Genomic DNA, 346 nt, shown 5'->3' on the forward strand with positions numbered 1-346 from the left:
AATTTTAGCAGTTGCTCCGTTGGACATGAACGTCGTAGCTGGTCATGCAATTAGCGCGTTAATTTTGACCGGTCTTCGCCGTGAAGAGATCCTGCAAAGCCGACATGAGCATCTGGACCTGGAGAAGCGTTCGCTATATCTACCGCATACAAAGAGCGGGCGCTCGCGCCATGTGGTGCTGAACGATGCTGCCATGGAAGTCTTCAAGAGCGTTCCAAGAGCCGCAGATTCGCCGTGGATTTTCTTCGGTAAAAATCCGATGAAGCCTCTCAACAATCCGACCAAGGCGTGGCATCGCATCCTTAAGGCAGCCGGCGTAGAGCGTTGTCGTTTGCATAACTGCCGT

Annotated in this window: 1 protein-coding gene; it reads left to right on the forward strand. The window is 52.6% G+C overall.

Features of this window, described 5'->3' with window-relative positions; all coding sequences use genetic code 11:
• Positions 1-25: 25 nt before the first annotated feature.
• On the forward strand, positions 26-346 hold a 321-nt coding region (locus DT057_RS35280), incomplete at its 3' end, for a tyrosine-type recombinase/integrase (protein ID WP_244937438.1).

This window comes from Methylobacterium crusticola (genome assembly GCF_003574465.1).
Taxonomy (GTDB): Bacteria; Pseudomonadota; Alphaproteobacteria; order Rhizobiales; family Beijerinckiaceae; genus Methylobacterium; species Methylobacterium crusticola.